The sequence below is a fragment of the Methylobacterium sp. Gmos1 genome, from assembly GCF_053764715.1.
In genome coordinates this window covers 41631-61627 of the sequence record NZ_JBSNCC010000010.1, presented here as the reverse complement: position 1 = coordinate 61627, position 19997 = coordinate 41631, and the positions used below count along the sequence as shown (strand labels likewise).

Annotated in this window: 16 protein-coding genes; 9 read left to right on the top strand and 7 right to left on the bottom strand. The window is 69.7% G+C overall.

Annotated elements, in window-relative coordinates:
• Positions 1-233: 233 nt before the first annotated feature.
• Positions 234-4316 carry a Pls/PosA family non-ribosomal peptide synthetase gene (locus ACS5PV_RS19360; RefSeq protein WP_455396969.1) on the bottom strand — a complete coding sequence of 1361 codons (4083 nt, stop codon included), beginning with the start codon at positions 4314-4316 and terminating at the stop codon, positions 234-236.
• Positions 4317-4571: 255 nt separating this feature from the next.
• Positions 4572-5165 carry a histidine phosphatase family protein gene (locus ACS5PV_RS19355; RefSeq protein ID WP_455396968.1) on the bottom strand — a complete coding sequence of 198 codons (594 nt, stop codon included), beginning with the start codon at positions 5163-5165 and terminating at the stop codon, positions 4572-4574.
• A gap of 123 nt (positions 5166-5288) precedes the next feature.
• Between ACS5PV_RS19355 and ACS5PV_RS19350 the strand changes: the two genes are divergently transcribed.
• Positions 5289-6242, top strand: coding sequence for a polyphosphate kinase 2 family protein (locus ACS5PV_RS19350; protein WP_455396967.1), 954 nt, complete (start codon positions 5289-5291; stop codon positions 6240-6242).
• A gap of 223 nt (positions 6243-6465) precedes the next feature.
• Here the strand turns inward: ACS5PV_RS19350 and ACS5PV_RS19345 are convergent, their stop codons facing one another.
• A complete protein-coding gene (locus tag ACS5PV_RS19345) occupies positions 6466-7122 on the bottom strand; it encodes an alpha/beta hydrolase (RefSeq protein WP_109972196.1) in 657 nt (218 codons plus the stop codon).
• A gap of 256 nt (positions 7123-7378) precedes the next feature.
• Here ACS5PV_RS19345 and ACS5PV_RS19340 point away from each other — a divergent pair, with 256 nt between their 5' ends.
• The 6 genes from ACS5PV_RS19340 to ACS5PV_RS19315 all read left to right on the top strand — a co-directional run bounded on the left by ACS5PV_RS19340 (position 7379) and on the right by ACS5PV_RS19315 (position 13988).
• On the top strand, positions 7379-8554 hold the full coding sequence (locus ACS5PV_RS19340) for a cysteine desulfurase family protein (protein WP_455396966.1): 1176 nt from the start codon (positions 7379-7381) through the stop codon (positions 8552-8554).
• A 68-nt stretch (positions 8555-8622) separates the two neighbouring features.
• Positions 8623-10092, top strand: coding sequence for a Fe-S cluster assembly protein SufB (gene sufB, locus ACS5PV_RS19335; protein ID WP_093571471.1), 1470 nt, complete (start codon positions 8623-8625; stop codon positions 10090-10092).
• A gap of 106 nt (positions 10093-10198) precedes the next feature.
• On the top strand, positions 10199-10951 hold the full coding sequence (sufC, locus tag ACS5PV_RS19330) for a Fe-S cluster assembly ATPase SufC (protein ID WP_048429142.1): 753 nt from the start codon (positions 10199-10201) through the stop codon (positions 10949-10951).
• A gap of 2 nt (positions 10952-10953) precedes the next feature.
• A complete protein-coding gene (gene sufD, locus ACS5PV_RS19325; protein WP_455397095.1) occupies positions 10954-12273 on the top strand; it encodes a Fe-S cluster assembly protein SufD in 1320 nt (439 codons plus the stop codon).
• A 72-nt stretch (positions 12274-12345) separates the two neighbouring features.
• Positions 12346-13590 carry a cysteine desulfurase gene (locus ACS5PV_RS19320; RefSeq protein WP_455396965.1) on the top strand — a complete coding sequence of 415 codons (1245 nt, stop codon included), beginning with the start codon at positions 12346-12348 and terminating at the stop codon, positions 13588-13590.
• 92 nt (positions 13591-13682) lie between these two features.
• Complete coding sequence (locus ACS5PV_RS19315) at positions 13683-13988, top strand: SUF system Fe-S cluster assembly protein (RefSeq protein WP_232388549.1); 306 nt, start codon at positions 13683-13685, stop codon at positions 13986-13988.
• Positions 13989-13994: 6 nt separating this feature from the next.
• Here the strand turns inward: ACS5PV_RS19315 and ACS5PV_RS19310 are convergent, their stop codons facing one another.
• Entirely contained in the window at positions 13995-14585 is a 591-nt protein-coding gene (locus tag ACS5PV_RS19310; RefSeq protein WP_455396964.1) for a Uma2 family endonuclease, read from the bottom strand.
• 133 nt (positions 14586-14718) lie between these two features.
• On the opposite strand from ACS5PV_RS19310, the gene sufA reads away from it, so the two are divergent.
• The gene (gene sufA, locus ACS5PV_RS19305; protein ID WP_455396963.1) at positions 14719-15099 is read left to right on the top strand and encodes a Fe-S cluster assembly scaffold SufA; all 381 of its coding nucleotides are present in this window, start codon (positions 14719-14721) and stop codon (positions 15097-15099) included.
• Positions 15100-15480: 381 nt separating this feature from the next.
• Here sufA and ACS5PV_RS19300 read toward each other — a convergent pair whose 3' ends face one another.
• The 3 genes from ACS5PV_RS19300 to ACS5PV_RS19290 all read right to left on the bottom strand — a co-directional run bounded on the left by ACS5PV_RS19300 (position 15481) and on the right by ACS5PV_RS19290 (position 18767).
• Positions 15481-16545: a GGDEF domain-containing protein gene (locus tag ACS5PV_RS19300; protein WP_455396962.1), complete on the bottom strand. Its 1065-nt coding sequence runs from the start codon at positions 16543-16545 to the stop codon at positions 15481-15483.
• A 125-nt stretch (positions 16546-16670) separates the two neighbouring features.
• A complete protein-coding gene (locus ACS5PV_RS19295; protein ID WP_455396961.1) occupies positions 16671-18245 on the bottom strand; it encodes a DEAD/DEAH box helicase in 1575 nt (524 codons plus the stop codon).
• 276 nt (positions 18246-18521) lie between these two features.
• On the bottom strand, positions 18522-18767 hold the full coding sequence (locus tag ACS5PV_RS19290; RefSeq protein WP_455396960.1) for a hypothetical protein: 246 nt from the start codon (positions 18765-18767) through the stop codon (positions 18522-18524).
• Positions 18768-18989: 222 nt separating this feature from the next.
• Here ACS5PV_RS19290 and ACS5PV_RS19285 point away from each other — a divergent pair, with 222 nt between their 5' ends.
• The gene (locus tag ACS5PV_RS19285; protein WP_455396959.1) at positions 18990-19901 is read left to right on the top strand and encodes an outer membrane protein; all 912 of its coding nucleotides are present in this window, start codon (positions 18990-18992) and stop codon (positions 19899-19901) included.
• Positions 19902-19997: the final 96 nt, after the last annotated feature.

Sequence of the window (19997 nt, the reverse complement as noted above, 5' to 3'; positions counted from 1 at the left end):
ATCCGCCCGACGCTCTCGCCGTGGCGAAACCCTTCATGGCGTTCCGGGGCCCCGTAGCGAAATCCCGTATCCCCGAGCGCTGACGGGCCGGACCGAGGCGGAAGATCATCCCGCTTCGAGAAGCCCCGGCGGTCAGGGATCCCGGCTCTCGCCGTCGATGGGGCCACGGGACGGACCGGGAGCGGGTCGGAGAGTCACGACGCCCTCCGACCAGGCTCCCCCAAAGCCCGCGGCTACTCCGCGGCCATCGCCTGGTGCACCACCGGCACCGCCGGCGCACCCTCCCAGCGGGAATTGGCCGGAATGGACTCACCCTTCATCACGATGGTGAGCGGGCGCAGCTGGGCATAGTCGCCGACCTTGGTGTCGTAGAGCACCGTCGCGAAGGCGCCGACGCTGACGCCGCGGCCGACCTCGACCCGTCCGACCTTCATCACCCGGTCCTCGTAGAGGTGGGTCTGGAGCGCCGACATCCGGTTGACCGAGGCGAAGTCGCCGATGGTGACGCAGTCGAACTCGGTGATGTCGGTGGCCAGCATGCACACGCCCTCGCCGGTGCGGGTGCCGAAGAGGCGCAGCACCCAGGGCAGGAACGGCGTGCCCATCAGGTGCTCGAGCAGCACCTTGCCGGCCAGCCCCCAGTACATCACGGCGACGGCCTCGGTGCGCATCGCCCACCACGACCACATCGGATGCATGCCGGGCTGGTAGCGACCCATCAGCAGCCACTTGACCGCGATGACCACCAGCGTCTGGAGCACGGCAATCACCACGCTGGTGGCGACGAAGCTCAGCGCCAGCCCGCTCCAGTCGCTGGCGAGGATCGCCGGGTAGAACACGAAATCGATCGCCAGGATCGCGAAGGTGATGAACAGCATCGGCGAGAACGAGGAGGTGAACGCCTCGAAGATGCCGCGCCGCAGCCGCGGCCACAGGCCCGGCTCGAAGGTCTGGGCCTGGCCGAGATCGACCTTCTGGCGCACAGGCAGCTTGATCGGCGGCGAGCCGAACCAGGTCTCGCCGGGAGCCATGCGGTCGTTGGCCGGGGGCTTCGACTTGATGCCGATCAGCACGTCGTCCGGGATGATGGCACCGGGCGGCACCACCGCGTCGTTGCCGACGAAGACCCGGGCGCCGGTGCGCACGGGCGCCAGCTCCATCACGCCGCGGCGCACCTCCTCCTCGCCGTACACCACCTCGTCGGCGATGAAGTTGCGCGGGCCGACCTCCGCGAGGTCGTAGCGGCCAGCGAGATTGGTCGAGATCTCGGCGCCCTGGCCCATCCCGGCGCCCATCAGCCGGTACCAGGCCCGCATGTAGACCGTGGCGAAGAGCGACGACAGGGTCTCGAGCGTCACCTCGGCGGCGAGCGCCACCGCCCATTTGCGCAGGTAGGTGCCGGAGTGGATCGAGTAGCTGCCCTCGCGCAGGCGCGGCAGCACCGCCCAGCGGATGCCGGCGATCAGCCCAACCGTGCCGGCGGTCATCAGCATCGCGGTCGGCCAGGTCAGGAGCGGCAGGTACCAGTGGTAGTCCACGTCGGTCATCGTCGCCAGCGAGTCGCTGATCTGGTCGAAGATGTAGAAGGCCGGGAAGATCGGCAGCAGGCCGACCGCGGGGATCGCCGCCAGCAGCACGGCGTAGATCATGAAGAACACGGCGCGGCGCTCGCGCGAGGCCTCCGGCACCGGGTGCAGGTCGGAGACGTCGACCATCCCGACCTTGCGGCCCGGCGAGCCGTCCCAGGCCTCGGCCCGGCCGACATGCGTACCGGAGGGCACGGTGGTGAGGTCGGCGAGCTCGGCGTGGTCCTCGATCCGGGTGTCGTAGCCGACGACGCAGGAGGTGCCGATGGCCACGTCGTCGCCGATCGAGACCCGGCCGATGACGAGTTCGTTGCCGACCACCTCGGCATTGGCGAGCGTCAGCCGGCCGCCGAGCGAGGCTCCGCGCCCGATGCTGACGAGATCGGGCGCGCCGATCTCGATGTCGGAGATCAGCGCGTCCTCGCCGACCTTGGCGCCGAGCAGCCGCAGGTAGATGCGGATCATCGGCGAGCCCTGGAGCCATTTGACGTGGACCAGCGGGGTCAGGCGCTGGGTCAGCCACCAGCGGAAATAGTAGGTGCCCCAGAGCGGATAGCGGCCGGGCTTGGTGCGCCCGAGCACCAGCCACTTCACCGCGATGGCGATGAGCGCGGTCGCGGCGTTGAGCCCGATATAGACCAGCAGCAGCACCGCCATCTCGGAGAAGAAGCCGAGATCGCCGCCGGTGATGAGCAGGTAGGTGACGAAGATGCCGAGCCACTGCGCGGTCGCGAGGGCGATCACGAAGGGCAGGACCGCGGCTTGCGCCAGGCCGCACAGGAAGCGCCGCAGGAGCGGCGGCGGCTCGAAGGACAGGTCGTGGGTCGCGGCCGCCACCCCGGCCCCGCCGGTGCGCGCGATCAGCGTCTCGGCCATCGCCCGCAGGGTGCGGCCGTTATAGACGTCCTGGAGGGTGATCGCGGCGAGCGCCGGCACCTCGCGCACCGCCGAGACGAAGCGGGCGGCGAGCAGCGAGTGGCCGCCGAGATCGCCGAAGAAGTCGGCCTCGAACGGGATCGGCTGGTTGCCGAACACCTTGTGGGCGGCGGCGAGCAGCGCTTCCTCGGTTTCGTCGCGCGGCTCCTCCTGCTCGCCGGAAGCCTCGACCACCGCGAGGGGCGCGGCGCGCAGGGCCTTGCGGTCGACCTTGCCGGAGGCGGCGAGCACCGGCAGGCTGTCGACCACCTCGAAATGCGCCGGGATCATGTAGGGCGGCATCGTCTCGGCGAGCGCCGAGCGCAGGCGGCCGCGGTCGAACTCCGCCCCCCGCTCGGGTACCATGAAGGCCACCAACCGGTCGACGCCGTCGTCCTGGCGCAGGACCACCGCGGCGGAGGCGATGCCGGCCTGCGCCCGGATCCGCGCCTCGATCTCCCCGAGTTCGACCCGGAAGCCGCGGACCTTGACCTGGTCGTCGATGCGGCCGTGGAAGACGATGCGGCCGGCGTGGTCGAGCGAGACCGCGTCGCCGGAGCGATAGAGCACCGGGTCCGACCCGTCGCCGCCGTAGGGGTTGGCGATGAACTTCTCCGCCGTCAGTTCCGGCCGGGCGAGGTAGCCCTTGGCGACGCCGGGGCCGCCGATCAGGAGCTCGCCCTGCACGCCGGGCCCGACGAGGTTCAGGCCCTCGTCGGCGATGTAGGCGGTGTAGTTGGCGATCGGCCCGCCGATGGTGACCGGATCACCCGGCTTCATCTCGGCCGCGGTCGCCACCACGGTCGCCTCGGTCGGCCCGTAGGTGTTGAACAGCTTGCGGTTCGGGGTCGCCCAGCGGGCGATCAGCGGCTCGGGCAGGGCCTCGCCGCCGAGGAGGATCAGCCGCAGGCGCGGCACGTCCTTCGTCATCAGGCCGAGCAGCGTCGGCACCGTGTCGAGGACGGTGATGCCGGCCTCGATCAGGATGTCGGGCAGGGCCTCGGCGTCGCCCATCTGGGCCGGGCTCGCCACGAACAGGGTCGCGCCGGCGAGGTAGGGGACCCAGATCTCCTCCATCGAGAGATCGAAGGCGACGGACGCGCCCTGGAACACCACGTCGTCGCCGGTCACGCCGTAGAGCGCGTTGGCCGAGCGCAGGAAGTGGCAGATGTTGCGGTGGCTGATGACGATGCCCTTCGGCACGCCGGTCGAGCCCGAGGTGTAGATCAGGTAGGCGGGGTGCTCGGGCGTGAGGCCGACTGCCCTCAGGTCCGGTGCCGGGCCGCTCGCTTGGCCCGCCACCTCGTCCGGGGTGAGGGCGGGGCAGGTGTCGGTCGGCGCCTTGTCCTTGAGCGCGGCCGAGGTCACCAGCGCCTTGGCGTCGGCGTCCTTGAGGCAGATCGCGACGCGGTCGGACGGCGCCTCGGCGTCGAAGGGCAGCCAGGCGGCGCCGGACTTGGTGATGCCGATCTGCGCCACCAGCAGGTCGGGCGAGCGCGCCATCCACAGGCCGACGACGTCGCCGGGCCCGATACCCCGCGCCGCGAGGCCCGACGCGATCGCGTCGGAGCGCCGGTCGACCTCGGCGTAGGACAGGCGGGCGCGCGAGGCCGCGTCGGCGCCGCTCGCCGCGTCGACGAGCGCCGTGTGCTCGGGCCGCGCCTGGACGGTCGCGCGGAACACCTCCGCCAGCACCTCGTCGCGGATCAGGTCCGGCCGCACGGGGCCGCGAAGCACCGCCGCGCCAGCGGGCGGGACGGCCGGCGGGCGCGTCCCGGGGCTGGGCGTGAGGACGGTCCCGGCGGTCTGGTTCATCAAGCGACTCCGCTGGCCCGGGCGGGCCGTTGACCTCTGGAGCATCCCCCGACGCCGGGGATTCCGGCCCGTCGGAGAAGTTGCAAAATCGAAAACCTGAAGCAGCGCCCGATTGCAGCGCGATCGGGCGCCGGCCCGATTTCGGGCAGGCGGGAGGTGGACGAGAACCGGGGCCGGTTCAAGGCACGGTCGAGCATAAAACGCGGCGTCCTACGGCTTGGCTCCGGCACCGGCCTGGCTCGCCCTGCCCGTCGCTCAGACCCAGCGCCGCGTCGCCCCCTCGAAGACCAGGATCCGCCCTTGCAGGATCTCCAGATGGGGCGCCTCCTCGCGATTCGCGGCCCCCAGCGTCACCATGACGGCACGGGCGACGCCGCCATGCGCCACGACGACCGCCGGCCGGTCGAGGGCGTCGAGGAGCGGGCGCACCCGCTCGGCCACCATGGCGTAGCTCTCCGCACCCTCGCCCGGCGGGCAGAAGCCCCAGCGGTCGCGGTCCCGCGCCTGGGACCGGGCGGGATCGCTGCGCCGGACCTCCTTCCAGGTCAGGCCCTCCCAGGCGCCGAAGCCGATCTCGCGCAGGCGCGGGTCGATGGTGTAGCCGGCCGGATCGAGGCCGAGCGCGGCACGCAGGCCCTCCATCGTGTGGCGGGTGCGCTCCATCGGGCTGGCGATGAAGGGCAGGGTGCCGACCTCCTCGCCGAGGAGATGGCGAAGACGTTCCCCGGCCTCCGCCGCCTGGGCGTGGCCCCTGGCATTGAGGGGCGTGTCGCGCTGGCCCTGGAGGCGGCCCTCGGCGTTCCAGTCGGTCTCGCCGTGGCGCACGAAGTAGAGCGGGGCGCGGCTCACCGCACGACCCCCTCGCTCGCCCTCTCGGAACGGCCCCGCTTTCCGGAACGGCTCCGCTTGGCCGCCGTTGTTTCTTCCACGATCCATCGCACGCCGCTATCCCCGCCGGAGCCCCGCCTCCCGATGTCGAAGAAGACCCCGAAAGACAAGCCGGTTTCGCTCCCCGGCCATCCGCGCCCGTCCTCCGCCGTCTGGGCCAGCGAGGCCGGATCGCTGGCGGCGGCGAACCCGGCCTTCCTCGCCGAGCACGGCGCGACGATCCCGGTGCCGCCCCCCGGCGTGGTGCAGTGCCGGTCCGAGGTGCCGTGCCGCCTCGCCGAGATCGACCCGGACGCCCCGGGATCCTCCGACGGCAAGGCGGCGGCGGAAGAGGAGCTTGTCGAACTGCACGCCCGGATCCAGGCCTTGCAGGAGCGGCTCTACGCCGAGCGCAAGCGCAGCCTCCTGGTGGTGCTCCAGGCGATCGACACCGGCGGCAAGGACGGCACGATCCGGCACGTCTTCCAGGGCGTGAACCCGCAGGGCTGCCGCGTGTCGTCGTTCAAGACCCCGAGCCCGGAGGAACTCGATCACGACTTCCTGTGGCGCTATCACCGCGAGGCGCCGGCCCGCGGCATGATCGGGGTGTTCAACCGCAGCCACTACGAGGACGTGCTGATCGTCCGGGTGAAGGAGCTGGTGCCCGAGGCGGTCTGGCGGCCGCGCTACGACCTCATCAACGATTTCGAGCGCCTGCTCACCCTGTCGGGCACCACGGTGCTCAAGATCTTCCTGCACATCTCGAAGGCGGAGCAGAAGGAGCGGCTGGAGAGCCGGCTCGCCGACCCGACCAAGACCTGGAAGTTCGACCCCGCCGACCTCGTCGAGCGCAAGGCCTGGGATTCGTACCAGGCGGCGTTCCAGGACGCGCTGACGCTCTGCGGCACGCGGCTGGCGCCCTGGCACGTGGTGCCGGCGAACCGCAAGTGGTTCCGCAACCTCGCGGTGGCGAGGCTGATCGCCAACACGCTGGAGGCGATGAACCCGCAATTCCCGGAGCCGAAGGCGGATTTGCGCGGGGTTACGGTGCCGGATTGAGGCCGAATGGTCCCGGCTTCCCGCACGAATCTGAAATCCTCCACGTCATCCCGGGGCCGCGCAGCGGAACCCGGGATCCATAACCGCTGATGGTGCAGGATGGGGCGGAACGCTGACCGCCTTGTCCGGCGTCGTCAGCGGTTATGGATCCCGGGTTCTCGCCTGCGGCGAGCCCCGGGATGACGGTCAGAGTGTAACCAGCACCGAGATCACCGAACGGCCCTTACGCCGCCTCGTCGCGCTTGCCCAGCCGCTTGTCGAGGTAGGTGTCGACCGTCTGGGTCAGCTCGTCGACCTTGCCGTCGAAGAAGTGGTTGGCGCCGTCGACGATCTGGTGCTCGATGATGACGCCTTTCTGGGTCTTCACCTTCTCGATCACCGGCATCACCTCGCGGGCCGGCGCGACCCGGTCCTCGGAGCCGTGCACGAACAGGCCCGAGGACGGGCAGGGGGCGAGGAAGCTGAAATCGTAGCGGTTGGCCATCGCGGCGATGGAGATGAAGCCCTCGATTTCCGGACGGCGCATCAGCAGCTGCATGCCGATCCACGAGCCGAACGACACGCCGGCGATCCAGCAGGCGCGCGCCTCGGGGTTGACCGCCTGCACCCAGTCGAGGGCGGCGGCCGCATCCGACAACTCGCCGACGCCGTGGTCGAACGCGCCCTGGCTGCGGCCGACGCCGCGGAAATTGAAGCGCAGGGCCGCGAAGCCGCGATTGGCGAACGTGTAGAACAGGTTGTAGACGATCTGGTTGTTCATCGTGCCGCCGAATTGCGGATGCGGATGCAGCACGATGGCGATCGGGGCGCCCTTCTGCTTCGGCGCCTGGTAGCGCCCCTCCAGCCGACCGGCGGGACCGGCGAAGATGACCTCGGGCATGAACGACCTCTTCTCGAGCTTCAAGGGTGCGTGAGCGCCGCGGGGAACCGGACCGGGAGCCCGGACCCGCGGCTTGACTCGGGGTCCGTCTCCCATAAAAGCACCCTTAGAACGGTTCTAAATGATTAGAATCGTTCTAAACAACCGGGTGCCGCAGTCCCGCGCCTCGCACGGTTGAGAACGCACCATCTGATTACGTGTGTCCGGGGCGGGCCTTAGCACGGTCCCCGGGGGGAAAGGCAAAGGAATTCAGCGCATGGAGCGCGCGCGCGCCTATCTCGACCACAACGCGACCTCGCCCCTGCGGCCCGAGGTGGCGGAGGCGGTCGCGCGCGCGCTCGTCGAGTTGCCCGGCAACCCGTCCTCGATCCACCGCGAGGGGAGGAGCGCCCGCTCCGCCGTCGAGGCGGCGCGGGCGAAGGTTGCCGCTCTCGTCGGGGTGGGGCCGTCGCAGGTGGTGTTCACCAGCGGCGGCACCGAGGCGGCGAACGCGGTCCTGTCGGGCGCGTTGCGGCGGCGCGGCCTGCCGACGCCGACCCGGCTGCTCATCGGGGCGACCGAGCATCCGTGCTGCCTTCAGGGGCATCGTTTTGACCCGGACGTCACCGAGATCCTGCCGGTCGATGCCGACGGGGTGCTCCGCCTCGACGTCTTGGAGGCCCGGCTCGCGGCCCTGGCGACGGAGGGCGCCACGGCCCTCGTGTCGGTCCAGGCCGCCAACAACGAGACCGGCGTCGTCCAACCGCTCGCGAGGATTGCGGCGCTCGCATGCCAGCACGGCGCCCTGCTCCACAGCGATGCGGTCCAGGCCGCTGGACGGGTATCGATCGCGCGCAATATAATCAACGCCGACGCCGTGACCCTGTCGGGCCACAAGCTCGGCGCGCCGAAGGGCGTCGGCGCCATCGTGTTCGGGGGGGGCGCGACCCTGGACGCCGCCTTCCTGCGCGGCGGCGGGCAGGAGGCGCGCCTGCGGGCGGGGACCGAGAACGTGCCGGGCATCGTCGGCTTCGGCGTCGCGGCCGAACTGGCGCTCGCGGCGATGCCGGCCGAGGCGGTCCGCCTCGCGGATCTGCGGGACGCCATCGAGGCGGGCGTGCGGGCGCGTGCCCCGGACGCGGTGGTGTTCGGGGCGGCGGCCTCGCGCCTGCCCAATACATCGTGCTTCGCGGTTCCGGGGCTCAAGGCCGAGACGGCCCTGATCGCCCTCGACCTCGACGGCGTGGCGGTCTCGTCCGGGGCGGCCTGCGCCTCGGGCAAGGTGTCGCGCTCGGGCGTGCTCGCGGCGATGGGGGTCGATCCGGCCCTCTCCGCGGGGGCGCTGCGCGTGAGTTTGGGGTGGAACAGCCGGCAGGAGGACGGGGAAAGGTTCCTCGCGGCCTTCGATCGGCTGGTTTCGTCCCTATATAAGCGCCGGGAACGGGCCGCATGAGCGTGCAGCCCCTTCCGGCCGTGTCATCACCTCGCGGCCCTTGAAGCCGTCAGCGGTAGGAGACGGGTATGCCTGCAGTGCAGGAGACGGTCGATCGCGTCCGTGCCATCGACGTCGATCAGTACAAGTACGGGTTCGAGACCACGATCGAGATGGAGAAGTCCGAGAAGGGCCTCTCCGAGGACGTGATCCGCTTCATCTCGGCCAAGAAGGACGAGCCGGAGTGGATGCTCGAATGGCGCCTCGACGCCTATCGCCGCTGGCTCACCATGCAGGAGCCGAACTGGGCGCGGGTCGAGTACGACAAGATCAACTACGACGAGCTGTACTATTATGCCGCGCCGAAGCGCAAGGCGGCGCAGTCGCTCGACGAGATCGACCCTGAGATCCTGAAGACCTACGAGAAGCTCGGCATCCCGCTGCGCGAGGTCGAGGTGCTGGAGGGCATCGCCCCCGAGCGCCGCGTCGCGGTCGATGCGGTGTTCGACTCGGTCTCGGTCGCCACCACCTTCAAGGCGGAGCTCGCCAAGGCCGGCGTCATCTTCATGCCGATCTCGGAGGCTCTGCGCGAGCACCCCGAGCTGGTGCGCAAGTATCTCGGCTCGGTCGTGCCGGTGACCGACAACTACTTCGCGACGCTGAACTCGGCGGTGTTCTCGGACGGCTCGTTCGTCTACATCCCGCCGGGCGTGCGCTGCCCGATGGAGCTGTCGACCTACTTCCGCATCAACGAGCGCGACACCGGCCAGTTCGAGCGCACGCTGATCATCGCCGACAAGGGCTCCTACGTCTCGTACCTCGAGGGCTGCACCGCCCCACGGCGCGACGACAACCAGCTCCACGCCGCGGTGGTCGAGCTCGTGGCGCTCGACGACGCCGAGATCAAGTACTCGACGGTGCAGAACTGGTACCCGGGCGATTCGGAGGGCCGCGGCGGCATCTACAACTTCGTGACCAAGCGCGGCGATTGCCGCGGCGTGAACTCGAAGATCTCGTGGACGCAGGTCGAGACCGGCTCGGCGATCACCTGGAAGTACCCGTCCTGCATCCTGCGCGGCGACAACTCGCGCGGCGAGTTCTACTCGATCGCGGTGTCGAACGGCATGCAGCAGGTCGATTCCGGCACCAAGATGATCCATCTCGGCAAGAACACGACGAGCCGGATCATCTCGAAGGGCATCTCGGCTGGCCGGTCGCAGAACACCTATCGCGGCCTCGTCTCGGCCCACAAGAAGGCCAAGGGCGCGCGCAACTTCACCAACTGCGACTCGCTGCTGATCGGCGACCAGTGCGGCGCGCATACCGTGCCCTACATCGAGTCGAAGAACGCCTCGGCGGTGTTCGAGCACGAGGCCACCACCTCGAAGATCTCCGAGGACCAGAAGTTCTACTGCCAGCAGCGCGGCCTCTCCGAGGAGGAGGCGACCGCGCTCATCGTCAACGGCTTCGTCCGCGACGTGCTGCAGCAGCTGCCGATGGAGTTCGCCGTCGAGGCCCAGAAACTGATCTCGATCAGCCTGGAAGGCTCGGTGGGCTGATCGCCTCCAGGCTTCCGGCTGATCGCCGGAAGCCTGCCACGCCCTGGATTCATTGCAACGGATGCTGTGCCGCCCGGTCGGCCGCTCCCGTCAGGACTGCTTTACCATGCTCGAAATCAAGAACCTGGTCGTCAACATCGAGGACAAGCGCATCCTCAACGGCCTCAGCCTGACCGTCAACGACGGCGAGGTCGCCGCCATCATGGGGCCGAACGGCTCCGGCAAGTCGACCCTGTCCTACGTCATCGCCGGCAAGGAGGACTACGAGGTCCTCGACGGCGAGATCCTGCTCGACGGCGAGAACATCCTGGAGATGGAGGCCGATGCCCGCGCCGCCGCCGGCATCTTCCTGGCGTTCCAGTACCCGCTGGAGATCCCGGGCGTCGGCACGATGACCTTCCTCAAGGCGGCGATGAACGCCCAGCGCAAGACCCGCGGCGAGGAGGAGCTGACCACCCCCGACTTCATGCGCCAGGTCTTCGCGGCGGCCGACAAGCTCGAGATCAACCGCGAGATGCTCAAGCGCGCCCTCAACGTCGGATTCTCCGGCGGCGAGAAGAAGCGCATGGAGATCCTCCAGATGGCGCTCTTGTCGCCGCGCTTCTGCGTCCTCGACGAGACCGATTCCGGCCTCGACATCGACGCGCTCCGCATCGTCTCCGAGGGCGTGAACGCGCTGCGCGCCCAGAACCGCAGCTTCCTCGTCATCACCCACTACCAGCGCCTGCTCAACCACATCGTGCCCGACACCGTGCACGTGATGGCGCAGGGCCGAGTGGTTAAGTCCGGCGGCAAGGAACTCGCCCTCGAGCTCGAGGCCTCGGGCTACGCCGAGTACCGGTCGAACGAGGCCGCGTGACCATGGCCGACGTCACCACTCTCCGCACCGCCGCCGAGACCGGGCTCTCGAAGCTGTTCGAGGTCCAGCGGCTCAAGCTCCCCGGCGCCGCCATCGCCCGCGAGGAGGCGTTCCGCTACTTCGAGGCGGCGGGCCTGCCCCACCGCCGCGTCGAGGCGTTCAAGTACACCGACCTGCGCGCCGCCGTGCGCGAGGCCGCGCCGCCGGCCGAGGCGCCGGACGCCGAGACCGCCCGCAATGCGGTCAAGACCGCCCGGGGCTTTGCCGGGATCGAGGCCGCGCGCCTGACCTTCGTCAACGGCCACCTGATCGCGGCGCTCTCCGACCTCTCGGGCCTGCCCGAGGGCCTGGAGGTCGTGACCTTCGCGCGTGCCATGGCCGAGGGGCACCCGCTCCTCGACCATCTCGCCCCGGTCGAGCAGACCCGCGAGAACCCGATCTACCAGCTCAACGCCGCCTTCATGGCGGACGGGGCGGTGATCCGGGTCGCGGACGGCGCGAAGATCGAGCGGACCCTGCACCTGCGCTTCATCGGCACCGGCAAGGCCGCGTTCTCGACCGCGACCCGCGTGCTGGTGGTGGCCGGCAAGGACTCCGAGGTGACGCTCATCGAAAGCCACGAGGGTCCGGACGGGATCGCCTACCAGCCCAACGACGTCCTCGACGTCGTGGTCGGCGACCGCGCCCGCGTGCTGCACAGCCGGCTCAACCTGGAAGGGGACGCGGCGATCGCGCTCTCGACCGTCTCGGCCCGCCTCGGCGCCGGCTCGCACATCGAGACCGTCAACGTGGTGACCGGTGCGGTGCTGTCGCGCCACCAGCTCTACCTGCACTTCGCGGGCGACGACGCGACCGCCACCGTCAACGGCGCCGCGATGATCCGCGACGGCCAGCTCGCCGACTCGACCCTGCTCGCCGACCACGCCGCTCTCGGCGGCATCAGCCGCGAGCAGTTCAAGACGGTGATCGACGGCGACGCCACCGGCGTGTTCCAGGGCAAGATCATCGTCCGGCAGATCGCCCAGAAGACCGACGGCAAGATGAAGTCCGACTGCCTCCTCCTCACCGACGAGGGGCAGATGATGAACAAGCCGGAGCTGGAGATCTTCGCCGACGACGTGGCCTGCGGCCACGGCGCCACCTGCGGCGCGCCGGACGAGGACCTGCTGTTCTACCTGATGGCCCGCGGCCTGCCGCGGCCCCAGGCCGAGAGCCTGCTGGTCCAGGCCTTCCTCGGCGAGGCGATCGAGGCGGTGACCCACGAGGGCGCCCGCGAGGCAATGATCGCCGAGATCGAGGCCTGGCTCGCCCGCCGCGGCTAACCGATGACCGGGCCGGCCCACGGGCCGGCTCCTCTCACGCCCATGCAAGATCGCCTGCTGAGTGAGCCCGAGATGAACGCACCCGTCCTCCAGACCCCCTACGACGTCGAGGCGATCCGGGCGCAATTCCCGATCCTGTCGCAGCAGGTCTATGGCAAGCCGCTGGTCTACCTCGACAACGCCGCCTCGGCGCAGAAGCCGCGGGCCGTGATCGACGCGATGTCGGGCGCGATGGAGACGGCCTACGCCAACGTGCATCGCGGCCTGCACTTCATGGCGAACGCTGCCACCGAGGGCTTCGAGGGCGCCCGCGAGACCACGCGGCAGTTCCTCAACGCGCGCTCCACCGACGAGATCATCTTCACCCGCAACGCCACCGAGGCCTACAACCTCGTTGCGACCTGCATGGGCTGGGCCGGGCTGATCGGCGAGGGTGACGAGATCATCCTGTCGATCATGGAGCACCATTCCAACATCGTGCCCTGGCACTTCCTGCGCGAGCGCCGCGGCGCCGTGCTGAAATTCGCGCCCGTCGACGACGAGGGCAACTTCCTGGTCGAGGAGTACGAGAAGCTGTTCTCGCCCAAGACCAAGATGGTGGCGATCAGCCACATGTCGAACGTGCTCGGCACGGTGACGCCGGCGGCGGAGATCGTGCGCATCGCCCACGAGCGCGGCGTGCCGGTGCTGCTCGACGGGGCGCAGAGTGCCGTGCACCAGGCGATCGACGTCCAGGCCCTTGATTGCGACTTCTTCGTCTTCACCGGCCACAAGGTCTACGGCCCGACCGGCATCGGCGTGCTCTACGGCAAGAAGGAATGGCTGGAGCGCCTGCCCCCCTACCAGGGCGGCGGCGAGATGATCGAGATCGTCGAGGAGGAGCGCATCACCTACAACGCGCCCCCGCACCGCTTCGAGGCCGGCACCCCGGCGATCATCGAGGCGATCGGGCTCGGCGCGGCGCTCGAATTCATGATGAGCCTCGGCCGCGAGCGCATCGCCGCGCACGAGGCGCATCTCCTGGCCTACGCCCAGGAGGCCCTGCGCGGCATGAACAGCCTGCGGATCATCGGCACCGCGCGGGACAAGGGTGCGGTGATCTCCTTCGAGATGAAGGGCGCGCACGCTCACGACGTCGCGACGGTGATCGACCGCCAGGGCGTCGCGGTGCGGGCCGGCACCCACTGCGCCATGCCGCTCCTGAAGCGCTTCGGCACCACGTCGACCTGTCGCGCCTCGTTCGGCCTGTATAATACGACGGCGGAGATCGACGCTCTCGTTTCGGCCCTGACCCGGGCCGAACGGATGTTCGCGTGAGGACCCCAATGACCGATACCCCCGCCCCGAGCGGCGCGAATAGCGCGCCGCTGAATGCTCAGGTGAACGCCTCCGCGATCCCGCCGGAGGAGATGGACCGGCTGACCGACGGCATCGTGGCGGCACTCAAGTCCGTCTACGATCCGGAGATCCCAGCCGACATCTATGAACTCGGCCTGATCTACCGGGTCGACATCGCCGACGACCGCAACGTCGCGATCGACATGACCCTGACGGCGCCGGGCTGCCCGGTTGCCGGCGAGATGCCGGGCTGGGTCGAGAACGCGGTCTCGGCGGTGCCGGGCGTCGCCGGGTGCAGCGTCACGATGGTGTTCGATCCGCCGTGGGACCAGAGCCGGATGTCCGACGAGGCCCGCATCGCGCTCGACATGTGGTGAGGCGGCTCAGCACATCGCGTCGGTGATGCGGGACGGGAAGGCGAGGCCGCCATAGACTTCGGCCAGCGCCAGGCTCGCGCCGATCTCCGGCAGGTCGATGACGGCATCGAGCCCCTCGAACAGCTCCGGGTGCCAGCCATCCGCCGCGCGGCGGTAGAGCAGGGCGACCGGTGCCACGGTCTCGAGGAGCAGGATGTACCGGAGCGTCGGATGGCGCTTGTACTCCTCGAGCTTCACGGTCCGGTCGATGGTAGTCGTGGACGGCGAGGCGACCTCGACGACGAGTCGCGGCTCGCGGGACTCGTGGGTGTCGTAGACCAGATCGCCACACTCGACCGTGACATCGGGCCGCCGGATCGTCGTGATACTCGTCCGCAGCGAGACGTCATCGGTCGTCGGTCGGCAGCGCGAACCGCGAAGCTGACCATACAGGATACCGATGACGTTCACCGTCACCCGGTCGCGCTGAACGCTGGCCCCGGTCATCATCCGGTGCTTCGGCACCGGAACGCCGTTGACGAGCTCGAACGGCTCGTCCTGATGCTCCTGCCAGGCAAAAAACTCCTCCGGCGTCATCCGATTCGCCGCTTCCACCATCGTCACCTCCGTCGCGAGGCATCCTCGCACGTCCCGCGGTGGACCGCGGGGGCCGGGATGCTTATCTTGCGGCTGTAACGTCACGCCTCAACCGCCCGGGCCTTGAACCCGGCCGTCGGAGAGAGTTTTGAACATGGCACCGAGCTTCAAGGTGATGTCGCTGACCGAGGCCGCCGCTGAGCGGATCAAGGGCATCATGGCCGACGCCGAGCGCCCGATCGCGGGGCTGCGCGTCGGGGTCAAGAACGGCGGCTGCGCCGGCATGAGCTACACGATGGAATATGCCGAGGACCGCAAGCCCGGCGAGGACGTGGTCGAGGACAAGGGCGTGCGCGTCTTCATCGACCCGAAGGCGGTGCTGTTCCTGCTCGGTACGCAGATGGATTTCCAGACCACGAAGCTGTCGTCGCAGTTCGTGTTCAACAATCCCAACCAGACCTCGGCCTGCGGCTGCGGCGAATCGGTCGCGATCACGCCGGCCGACCCGAACGCGCTGACCGCCGCCCACGCCTGATCGCGCCGGCCGGATTCCACCCCTCCACCGTCATCCCGGGGCCGCTGAGCGGAACCGGGATCCATGATCGCTGACGATTCAGGACGAACGGAGAGCGATCCGGTTCAGTCTCCAACCTCGGCGGTCATGGACCACGGGTTCTCGACGCCATCGAGCCTCGGGATTGATGGGGAGAGTTGTCGGCCTGCGCTCCAGCGCGATCGACGGCGCCGGTCTCCCAAATTTTAGAGCACTTCGCGATCGCCCTGCAATCGCGACGCTCTACAAGTCCTTGCTTCGCAGCAATTCCTTCGACGAACCGGTATCCACTTCGTCGGACAATGCTCTAGGCCCAGGCCACCAAGTTCCCGAACGGCGCCTGACACCGTTCGACGACGGCAGTCACGCCACATCGTTCATCGTCTCGGCCGGCAGGCCGTCGTCGATCACCTGGTTGCGGCCCGCCCGCTTGGCGGTGAACATGCAGTGGTCGGCGCGCTCCAGCAGCGACACCGCGGTGTCGCCGCGCCGGTAGGCCGCGAGGCCGACGGAGATGGTGATCCGCCCCAGGCTCTCGCCGGTCGAGCGCTTGACGAGTTCGCGGCCCATCACGCTGGTGCGGACCTTCTCGGCCACCTCGCGTGCTTCGTCCCGGTCGCTGCCCGGCAGGATGATGCCGAATTCCTCGCCGCCGAATCGCGCGATGGTGGTGCGCGGCTCGACCGATTCGCGCATGGTCATCGCCACCAGCCGCAGCACCTGGTCGCCGGTGAGGTGGCCGTAGAGGTCGTTGAAGCGCTTGAAGTGGTCGATGTCGAGCACGATGAGGCAGAGCGGCTGGCCCTGCACCGCAGCGTGGTCGACCGCCTTGTGCAGCATCTCCTCGAAATGCTTGCGGTTGCCGATGCCGGTGAGGGGATCGGTCAGCGACTCGACGCGCACCGCCTCCAGGGTCTCGCGCAGGGTCTCGATCTCGTTGCGGCTCTCGCGCATCCGCGCCTCGAGGGTGCGGTTGTTCGCGGCCACGTCCCGGGTGGTGACGACCAGCGAGGAAACGATCTCCCGCACCCGGGCGCGGTTCACCGCCGGCGCGGCGAGATCCTGGGTGAAGGCCTGCAGCGAGGCGCCGTAGCGCGCCGTCGAGCCGAGCGCCGTGTCCAGCATCTCCATGATCTGCTCGATCTCGGCGAGCACGCCGGCGCTCGCCCGCTCGGTTTCCGCCGTGAGCTTGCGGCCGTCGAGGTAGGTCTCGAACAGCTGATCGACATGGGCGTCGGCCAGCGTGCCGTGCTCGGCGGTGATCCGCTTCACGGCCTCGATGAGCTGCGCGTTCAGGCCGGCGACGTAGGTGTACCAGACGGCGTAGCTGCGCGGCGTCGCCGACGAGCGGTACGCCTTCATCAGCTCCATCGCACGCTGCCCGAACAAGAAGCTCCGATCAAGCTCGGCGCTGCTCAGGTCAGGCATCGAACATCTCCGCGCTGAGCGCCGGCTTCCTGCCGCCGCCTCCCTCCGACCTGTAAGGGCGGTCCGTGGAGAACCAGTTAAAGCGCGGAGGGATTTGTGACCCGCGGGGAAAGAAAATTCCGGGTCTACTCGCCCTCTTCCCGCTTCTTCAACACAACCGGCCGTAGCAGAAAGGCCGGGACGTGAGCACCCATGCCGATCTCGGCCTCCGGCATCGCGTCGTCGTCGCGATGGCGGCCGCGGTCGTTGCGGCGGCCGGCGGAGCGCTCCTCGCCGTAGCGGCGCTCGTCCGGTCCGCGCCGCTCGGCAGCCGGGCGCGGCGCCGCGCCGTTGCGCCGGGAAGACGGGGCGGAGGAGGGCGTCTCGACCACCTCTCGGGGGGCGTCGTGGGAGGCCTCTTGCGAGGCTTCCTGGCGGTTGCCCCGGGCGCGCCGGCGGCGGGTCTCGTCCCGGCGGCCCTCGTCGCGCCGCGGCTCGTCGCGGCGATCGGTGCCGCGTCCCTCGTCGCGGCGGCCGCGGCCGCCCCGGCCGCGGCGCTCGCCCGGCTCGGCGGCCTCGTCCTCGGGCAGGCTGGCGAGGTCGCCCTCCGCCCAGGCGATCGGCTGGCCGATCAGCGTCTCGATCGCCGCGAGGGACTTCTCGTCGCCGCGCCCGATCAGCGTGAAGGCGGCGCCGGAGCGACCCGCCCGGCCGGTGCGGCCGATCCGGTGGACGTAGTCCTCGGCGTGGTGCGGCACGTCGAAGTTGAAGACGTGGCTCACCGCCGGGATGTCGAGGCCGCGGGCGGCCACGTCGCTGGCGACGAGCAGCGGCACCTCGCCGGAGCGGAACGCGTCGAGCGCCGCCATGCGGGCGCGCTGGTCCATGTCGCCGTGGAGGGCCGCGACGTTGAAGCCGTGGTTCGACAGCGACTTCTGCAGCTGCGCGACGTCGCGCTTGCGGTTGCAGAAGATGATGCCGTTGTTCAGCTCCTCCGCCGCGCGGATCAGCTTGCGCAGGGTCTTGCGCTTCTGGTGCCCCTCCGCGCCCGTCGCGACGAGCCGCTGGGTGATGGTCGAGGCGGTGGAGGCCGGGCGCGCCACCTCGATGCGGACGGGGTTGTGCAGGAAGTCGTCGGCCAGCCGCTGGATCTCCGGCGGCATCGTCGCGGAGAAGAACAGGGTCTGGCGCGTGAACGGCACCATCTTCACGATCCGCTCGATGTCGGGGATGAACCCCATGTCGAGCATCCGGTCGGCCTCGTCGATGACGAGGAGCTCGACGCCGGTGAGCAGGAGCTTGCCGCGCTCGAAATGGTCGAGCAGCCGCCCGGGCGTCGCGATCAGCACGTCGACGCCGCGGGTGATCTTGAGATCCTGGTCGGCGAACGAGACGCCGCCGATCAGGAGAGCGACGTTGAGCTTGTGGTTCGAGCCGTAGCGCTCGAAGTTCTCCACGACCTGCGCGGCGAGCTCGCGCGTCGGCTCGAGGATCAGCGTGCGCGGCATCCGGGCGCGGGCCCGGCCCTGTTCCAGCAGGGTCAGCATCGGCAGCGTGAACGCCGCCGTCTTGCCGGTGCCGGTCTGGGCGACGCCCAGGACGTCGCGCCGGGCGAGGACGTGCGGAATGGCTTGGGCTTGGATCGGGGTCGGCGTGGTGTAGCCCGCGGCCTCGACGGCCTGCTGCACCTTCTCGCTTAAACCCAGTTCGGCGAATGACATCCTGAAGAGAACCGTTGCGCGCGGGCGGGTCGGGCCGGCACGTAAGACACCGTCGCGGCAACGGCCGGCAGGCAAGGTCGTTTCGCAGCCTCGTCGCGCCGGCAGCACCGGGGCGGGACGTTCACGCCATTGCTCCGTCGCGTCGGGCACGCGACCGCCCGCAGGACACGCCCGATGCGGGCCCATTTGTCAAGTGCTGACCGGGATTTGTTCGGTGAACGGAGGCCGCCCGGCGCGTCTCCCGCGCCGCTTTGAGGCAGGATAGTGAGCCCCGCGTCAGGGGCGGAGCGGCACGGTGCAGGGATCGAGGCGCGTGCGCGAGGCGGGCCCGGCGATCGACCCGGTGGTCTCCGGCTCGGGGAGGCCGCGCAGGGACGCGACCGCCTCCCGGCGCGGCTCCGTCGTCGTGCGCGACGCGAGGAAGTGAGTCGCCGCAAGCGAGCCCGCGACGGCGAACAGGGCGATCCTCCAGGTGCGCCGGAGCAGGGAAGGCGGCGCGGTCTCGCGCCCGAAAGCGTCCATCTCGGTTCCTCAGCGGCATTCCTGTGGATTGAGCCTGCGCGACCATGGTTAATCCTAAGTGACCGCAGCTCTTCGATTTTTCAGGCCGCCGGTCCCCGCCGATTCACGTTTCGTTGACGGGTAGCGGGGTAAACCCTGGCCTCGTTGCAGGAATGCGACAGACCGGGTGACCGACCGGGGATAGAAGCGCGCCGGCTCTCGCCAATCAGGACCAGTAAGACAATGAAGAAGATCCTCCTCGCCTCCGTGGCCCTCGTCGGCCTGTCCGCCGCTGCCTCGGCCGCCGACCTGCCGCGCCGCGCCGCCCCGCCGCCGGTCTTCACGCCGGTGCCGGTCTTCACCTGGACGGGCTTCTACGCCGGTTTCAACGCCGGCTACGGCTTCAACACCGCTGACACCCGCGCCCCGACTGTCGTCGGCGTGCCGGCCGGCGCCAACGCCGCCAGCAGCGTCTTCGTCACCGGCGCCGGCGTGCCCACCACCGGCGTGCTCGCCTTCGGCAACCGCAACAGCAACGACGGCTTCGTCGGCGGCGGCCAGATCGGCTACAACTACCAGTTCACCCCGGGCTCGGGCGTGGTCGTCGGCATCGAGGCCGACGCCCAGTACGTCGACTTCGGCCGTGACCGCAACCGCTACGCCTTCGCCACCGTGGCCGGCGGCGGCGTCGCCCCGGGCACCCTGGTGTTCAACCCGAACGGCATCTCGGGCCTGGACTTCTTCGGCACCGTGCGCGGCCGCCTCGGCTACGCCTGGGACCGCACCCTCGTGTACGCCACCGGCGGTTTCGCCTACGGCTCGGGCGGTGGTCGCGACTTCGGTCTGACCAACAGCTCGCGCGACGACTTCCAGACCGGCTGGACCGTCGGCGGCGGCGTCGAGTACGCCCTGCCCACCGACTCGTTCTTCAACTTCTTCCGTTCGTCGGCCGTGACCCTGAAGGTCGAGGGCCTGTACGTGAAGCTGGACCAGGGCAACCGCAACAACGGCGTGTTCGCCCAGACCGCCAACGGCACGCAGTACTCGGTGTTCTCGCCGGGCGTGGTGTCGGTCGGCCCGGCCAACCTGTACCGTCGCGAGACCGAGTTCGCGGTCGTCCGCGCCGGCCTGAACTACAAGTTCAACGGCTTCTAGTCGTCGCACTTCGTCACCCCGACGGACGCGGAGCCCGGCCGAAAGGCCGGGTTCTTCGCGTTGGGGACGACACGGTCGTCTGCCACGGCGGGCGCC

Bases quoted from the DNA above. Each gene is read 5' to 3' on its own strand.
- ACS5PV_RS19360 (WP_455396969.1), bottom strand. From the start codon at position 4,316: ATGAACCAGACCGCCGGGACCGTCCTCACGCCCAGCCCCGGGACGCGC.
- ACS5PV_RS19350 (WP_455396967.1), top strand. From the start codon at position 5,289: ATGTCGAAGAAGACCCCGAAAGACAAGCCGGTTTCGCTCCCCGGCCAT.
- ACS5PV_RS19345 (WP_109972196.1), bottom strand. From the start codon at position 7,122: ATGCCCGAGGTCATCTTCGCCGGTCCCGCCGGTCGGCTGGAGGGGCGC.
- ACS5PV_RS19340 (WP_455396966.1), top strand. From the start codon at position 7,379: ATGGAGCGCGCGCGCGCCTATCTCGACCACAACGCGACCTCGCCCCTG.
- sufB (WP_093571471.1), top strand. From the start codon at position 8,623: ATGCCTGCAGTGCAGGAGACGGTCGATCGCGTCCGTGCCATCGACGTC.
- sufC (WP_048429142.1), top strand. From the start codon at position 10,199: ATGCTCGAAATCAAGAACCTGGTCGTCAACATCGAGGACAAGCGCATC.
- sufD (WP_455397095.1), top strand. From the start codon at position 10,954: ATGGCCGACGTCACCACTCTCCGCACCGCCGCCGAGACCGGGCTCTCG.
- ACS5PV_RS19320 (WP_455396965.1), top strand. From the start codon at position 12,346: ATGAACGCACCCGTCCTCCAGACCCCCTACGACGTCGAGGCGATCCGG.
- ACS5PV_RS19315 (WP_232388549.1), top strand. From the start codon at position 13,683: ATGGACCGGCTGACCGACGGCATCGTGGCGGCACTCAAGTCCGTCTAC.
- ACS5PV_RS19310 (WP_455396964.1), bottom strand. From the start codon at position 14,585: ATGGTGGAAGCGGCGAATCGGATGACGCCGGAGGAGTTTTTTGCCTGG.
- sufA (WP_455396963.1), top strand. From the start codon at position 14,719: ATGGCACCGAGCTTCAAGGTGATGTCGCTGACCGAGGCCGCCGCTGAG.
- ACS5PV_RS19300 (WP_455396962.1), bottom strand. From the start codon at position 16,545: ATGCCTGACCTGAGCAGCGCCGAGCTTGATCGGAGCTTCTTGTTCGGG.
- ACS5PV_RS19295 (WP_455396961.1), bottom strand. From the start codon at position 18,245: ATGTCATTCGCCGAACTGGGTTTAAGCGAGAAGGTGCAGCAGGCCGTC.
- ACS5PV_RS19290 (WP_455396960.1), bottom strand. From the start codon at position 18,767: ATGGACGCTTTCGGGCGCGAGACCGCGCCGCCTTCCCTGCTCCGGCGC.
- ACS5PV_RS19285 (WP_455396959.1), top strand. From the start codon at position 18,990: ATGAAGAAGATCCTCCTCGCCTCCGTGGCCCTCGTCGGCCTGTCCGCC.